Raw genomic sequence first — 5,733 nt, 5'->3', positions numbered from 1 at the left:
GGGGCGAGGGCCTGTTCGCATGCGGTGATGCGGGCGGCGAAGACGGGTGAGCCGTCGAGGAGGTCCACGCCCATGCCGGGCCACTGCGAGCCCTGGCCCGGGAAGACGAACACCGGACCGGCCCCCGCGTCCAGCGCCGTCCCCCGGACCACGCCCGGGTGCTCCGCATCCTCCGCCAGCGCCGCGAGACCGTCAAGGAAGTCCTCCCGGGTCCGTCCGACGACGGCCGCGCGGCAGGGGAACAGCGCCCGCGTGGTCAGCAGCGACCGGCCCACGTCCGCGACCGGGACCTCCGGCCGCTCGGCCACCGTCCGCGCCAGTCGCCGGGCCTGCTCGGCGAGGGCCTCCTCGCTGCGGGCGGACAGTACCCACGGCACCGTCGCACCCTCCTCGGCCGCCTCCACGGGCGGGGCTTCCACGGGCGGGGCTTCCACGGGCGCCGGCTCGGGCGCCTCCTCCAGGATGACGTGCGCGTTCGTACCGGAGATGCCGAAGGCCGACACGCCCGCCCGGCGGGTGACGGCGGCGCCCGCGGGCCAGTCCACCGGCTCGGTGAGCAGCCGCACCGCGCCCGCCGTCCAGTCCACGTGCGGGGTCGGCTCGTCCACGTGCAGGGTCGCGGGCAGCGAGCCGTTCCGCAGCGCCATGACCATCTTGATGACCCCGGCGACACCCGCGGCGCCCTGCGCGTGCCCGATGTTCGACTTGACCGAGCCGAGCCACAGCGGCCGCTCGTCCGGCCGGTCCTGGCCGTACGTCGCGAGCAGCGCGTCCGCCTCGATCGGGTCGCCGAGCCGGGTGCCCGTGCCGTGCGCCTCGACCGCGTCCACCTCGGAGGCCGCGAGCCCGGCACTGGCGAGGGCCTGCCGGATGACGCGCTGCTGGGACGGGCCGTTGGGGGCGCTCAGTCCGTTGCTGGCGCCGTCCTGGTTGACGGCCGAGCCGCGGACGACGGCCAGCACGCGGTGGCCGTTGCGGCGGGCGTCCGACAGCCGCTCCAGCAGGATCAGTCCGGCGCCCTCGGAGAAGCCCGTGCCGTCCGCCGCGGCGGCGAAGGCCTTGCAGCGGGCGTCGGGGGCGAGGCCGCGCTGCCGGGAGAACTCGACGATGACGTTGGGCGTGGCCATCACCGTCACCCCGCCCGCGAGCGCGAGATCGCACTCCCCGGCCCGCAGCGCCTGCGCGGCCAGGTGGATCGCCACCAGCGACGACGAGCACGCCGTGTCCAGCGTGACGGCCGGCCCCTCCAGGCCCAGCGTGAAGGAGATCCGGCCGGAGACGACGCTGAGCGCGTTGCCGGTCAGCAGGAAGCCCTCGGCGTCCTTGTCGACCGGCGGCGTGCCGAAGCCGGGCACGCCCGCGCCGGTCCAGACACCGGTCGCGGTGCCCTTCAGACTCGTGGGGTCGATGTGCGCGCGCTCCAGCAGCTCCCAGGCGGTCTCCAGCAGGACGCGCTGCTGCGGGTCCATCGCCGTGGCCTCGCGCGGGCTGATGCCGAAGAACGCCGCGTCGAACTGCCCGGCCCCGGCCAGGAAGCCGCCCTCGCGGGCGTAGCTGGTGCCCGAGTGGTCGGGGTCGGGGTGGTAGAGCCCGTCCAGGTCCCAGCCGCGGTCGGTCGGGAAGGGGCCGATGGCGTCACCGCCCTCCGCCACGAGATCCCACAGGGCCTCGGGGGAGTCGACACCGCCGGGGTAGCGGCAGGCCATCGACACGATCGCGATCGGCTCGCGTGCGCGCTCCTCGGTCTCCCGCAGGCGCTGCCTGACCTGGCCGAGGTCGAGGGTGACGCGTTTGAGGTACTGGCGCAGCTTGTCTTCGGTGGTCGTCGGCATCGGTTCCGCATCCCCTCAGGACGAGCCCAGTTGCTGGTCGATGAGCGCGAACATCTCGTCGTCCGACGCGGAGCCCAGGGCCTCCCCGTCGATGTCCGGCGCACCGGACGTACCGCCCTCCAGCCGGGAGAGCAGGGCGTGCAGCCGGCCGGCGATCGTCTCGCGGGCCTTCCCGTCGACCTCCCGGCCACCGAGCGTCGCCTCCAGCCGCGCCAGGTCGCCGAGCACGGGCGCCAGTGGATCGGCGGGCGCGGCCGCCTGCCCGTCGGGGGCGAGCCTGCCGTCCAGGAAGCGGGCGGCGCTCTCCGCGTCGGGGTGGTCGAAGACGAGCGCGGCCGGCAGCCGCAGCCCGGTCGCGGCCGTGAGCCGGTTGCGCAGCTCGACCGCGGTGAGCGAGTCGAAGCCCAGCTCCTTGAACGAGGAGTCGGTACGGACCGCCGCCGAATCGCTGTGCCCGAGCACCGTCGCGGCGTGGCTGCGGACCAGCGCCACCAGCTCGCGCTGCCGCTCGTCCGCCGGGAGCCGGCTGATGCGCTCCGCCCACCCCGCGGACTCGGCCGCGGCCGCGGTCCGCCGCACCGGCGCCCCGGCCGCCGCGAGGGCCCGCAGCAGGGCGGGCACCTCGGCGGCCGGACGGCGGCCGAGGGCGCGCGGGTCGAGGTCAAGGGCGACCAGGGCCGGGTCGGCGTGCCGCAGCGCCGCGTCGAGCAGGCCCAGCGCCTTCTCCGTCGAGAGCGGAGTCGTCCCGGACCGGCTCATCCGGGCGTGGTCGGTGTCGGTGAGCTGCTGGGTCATGCCGCTCGCTGCGGCCCACAGCCCCCAGGCGAGCGACGACGCCGGGCGCCCGGCGCGCTGCCGCCCGACCGCGAGCGCGTCGCAATACGCGTTGGCGGCGGCGTAGTTGGCCTGCCCGGGGCTGCCGAGCGTGCCCGCGGCGGAGGAGTAGACGAGGAAGAGGGCCAGCGGGAGGTGCGCGGTGGCCCGGTCGAGGACGGCGGCGGCGGTGGCCTTCGGGTCCCAGACCCGGGCCAGCGACGCGGGAGTCTGCGCGGTCAGCACCGCGTCGTCGAGGACGCCTGCCGCGTGGATGACGCCGGTGAGGGGGTGGCTGGGGTCGATGCCTTCGACGAGTGCGCGTACGGCGTGGGGGTCGGTGGCGTCGGTGGCGGTGATGTGGACGGTGGCGCCGAGTTGTTCGAGGTGCTGGGCCAGCTCGTGGGCTCCGGGTGCGTCGGGTCCGCGTCGGCTGGTGAGGTGGAGGTGGGTGATGTTCCAGGTGGTGACGAGGTGTTCGGCCAGCAGTGCGCCGAGGGTGCCGGTGCCGCCGGTGATCAGGACGGTGCCGTCCGGGTTCAGCGCGGGCGGGACGGTGAGGACGAGTTTGCCGGTGTGCTTGGCCTGGCTCATGTGCCGCAGCGCCTCGCGGGCGTCGGCGAGCGGCCAGGTGGTGACCGGCGGCGGGGTGAGGGCGCCGTCGGCGAAGAGGTCCGCCAGCGTCGTGAGCATGCGGTGGACGTGGTCCAGGCCCGCGCGGGGGACCAGGTCGTAGAACTGGTAGTCGATGCCGGGGTAGGTGTCGGTGAGGTAGTCCGTGTCCCGGATGTCGGTCTTGCCCATCTCGATGAAGCGCCCGCCCTCGCCGAGCAGCCGCAGCGAGGCGTCGGTGAAGTCTCCGGCCAGGCAGTTGAGGACGACGTCCATGCTTCCGGCGCTCTCCCGGAAGGCCGCTTCGAAGTCGAGGTCGCGGGAGGAGGCGCGGTGGGCGGCGTCGATGCCCATGGCCTCAAGCACCGCGTGCTTGGCCGGACTTGCGGTCGCGTAGACCTCGGCGCCGAGGTGCCGGGCGATCTGCACGGCCGCCATGCCGACACCGCCCGTCGCCGCGTGGATGAGCACGGCGTCCCCCGCCCGCAGGCGGCCGAGATCGACCAGGCCGTACCAGGCGGTGAGGAAGGCGACGGGGATCGCGGCGGCCTGCACGTCGCTCCACCCGGACGGTACGGGTACGAGCGTGCGCGCGTCGGCCACCGTGACGGGCCCGAACGCGCCCTCGAACAGGCCGAACACCCGCTCCCCGGGCGCCACCGACGTCACGTCCGGTCCGACCTCCAGCACCACCCCCGCGCCCTCGCTGCCGCGGAAGACACCCTCGTCCGGGTACATCCCCAGCAGGATCAGCACGTCGCGGAAGTTGACGCCCGCCGCGCGCACGCCGACCCGCACCTGACCCGGCGCCAGCGGCTCCAGCACCTCCGGGCAGGGCACGGCCGACACGCCCTCGACCGTGCCGGAACCGTCCGCGGCCAGCCGCCAGGCCGTCCCGCCCGGCGGCGGCACCAGCTCCGGCGGCACGGCCCGCTCCAGCCGCGGTACGAGCACGCGCCCGGCCCGTACGGCGACCTGCGGCTCGTCCCGGGCCACCGCACGGGCGACGGCGTCGAGCAGCGCGGCCGGGTCCGCCGTGTCGTCGAGGTCGCACAGCACGAAGCGGCCCGGCTCCTCCGCCTGCGCGCTGCGCAGCAGGCCCCACACCGCGGCGGCCGCCGGATCGGGCACGACGCCTTCCGCCGCCACGGCCCCGCGCGTGACGGCCACCAGCAGCGACTCCGCCAACCGTGGCTCCGCCAGCCACCGCTGGACCAGTGCCAGCACCTCCGTGACGGCGCCCAGCGCGGCCGCCGACGGATCGGCGCCCTCCGCCACCGGCGGCACGCCGGTCAGCACCGTCACCGGGAGCGGGCCGTCGGCCGCGAGCAGCGCGGCCACGTCGGCGTGCCGCGGCAGCTCCGGCAGCGGCGGCCCCTCCCCGAGGCACGCCCAGCCCTCCGCCGTACCCGTCCCCGGCGTCCCGGCCGGTTCGGGCAGCGGCGTCCAGGCCACGGCGAACAGCCCGTCCACCGCTCGCGCCCCCGTGTCCCGCAACTGCCGCGCGCTCGTGGGCCGTACGGTCACCGACTCCGCGCGCAGCACCGGGGCTCCCGCCGCGTCGGCCACCAGGAGGCGCAGGCCGTGCTCCAGGGGCGTCATCCGGACGCGGACGCGGGTGGCGCCGGTGGCGTGCAGGGTGACGCCGGTCCAGGCGAAGGGCAGCAGCACCTGCCCGTCACCGCCGGATTCGGCGGGACGGTCGAGGGCGAGGGGGTGCAGGGCGGCGTCCAGGAGGGCCGGGTGGACACCGAAACCCGTGGCGCCGCCACGGGCCTGCTCGGGCAGGACGACCTCGGCGAGCAGGTCGTCGCCCTGCCGCCAGGCGGCCACCAGGCCCTGGAAGGCCGGTCCGTAGCCGTACCCCGCCGCCTCGGCGCGGGCGTAGAAGTCCGCCGTGTCCACCGGTACGGCGTCCGGCCGCGGCCACGCCCCGGCGGCTTCCGGCGCGGGGGCGTCCGCGGTCACCGGGGCGAGCCGGCCGGTCGCGTGGCAGGTCCAGGGCGAATCGTCGCCGGAGGGTCGGGAGTTCACCCGTATCGCCCGGTGGCCCTCGGGGTCGGGGGCGTCCAGGGCGATCTGGAGACGGAGGGTGCCGGTGGCGGGCAGTACGAGGGGGGTGTGCAGGGCGAGTTCGTCGATGCCGCCCGCTCCCGCCTCGTCGGCGGCGCGCAGCGCCCACTCGACCAGGGCCGCACCGGGCACCAGGGGAACGCCGGCAACCGCGTGGTCGTCCAGCCAGCCCCCGCCGCCCGCAGCCGGGAGGACCCCGGTCAGCACCAGCCCGCCGTCGGCGAGTTCGACGGCCGCGCTGAGCTGCGCGTGCCCCACCGCCGCGAGCCCGGCCGCCGTGAGGTCACCGGGTCCGTCGTCCATCTCCAGCCAGTAGTGGTGGTGTTGGAAGGGGTAGGTGGGGAGGTCGGTGGTGGGTGTTGTTGGTCCTGTGGTGTAGGTGGGGGTGAGTCCGGTGGTGTGG

2 protein-coding genes are annotated in these 5,733 nt (G+C 76.0%); both read right to left on the bottom strand.

Annotated features, from left to right (window positions below):
* Window positions 1-1,832 (bottom strand): type I polyketide synthase (locus ACH4PY_RS37030; protein WP_398192922.1); only part of this gene is annotated, 1,832 nt, incomplete at its 3' end.
* Between the two features lie 15 nt (window positions 1,833-1,847).
* A partial coding sequence (locus tag ACH4PY_RS37025) for an SDR family NAD(P)-dependent oxidoreductase (protein ID WP_398192921.1) occupies window positions 1,848-5,733 on the bottom strand: 3,886 nt, incomplete at its 5' end.

This window comes from Streptomyces sp. NPDC021224, assembly GCF_044332905.1.
Lineage (GTDB): Bacteria > Actinomycetota > Actinomycetes > Streptomycetales > Streptomycetaceae > Actinacidiphila.
The sequence above is the reverse complement of the archived record's forward strand: the minus strand, read 5'-3'. Positions and strand labels throughout refer to the sequence as shown.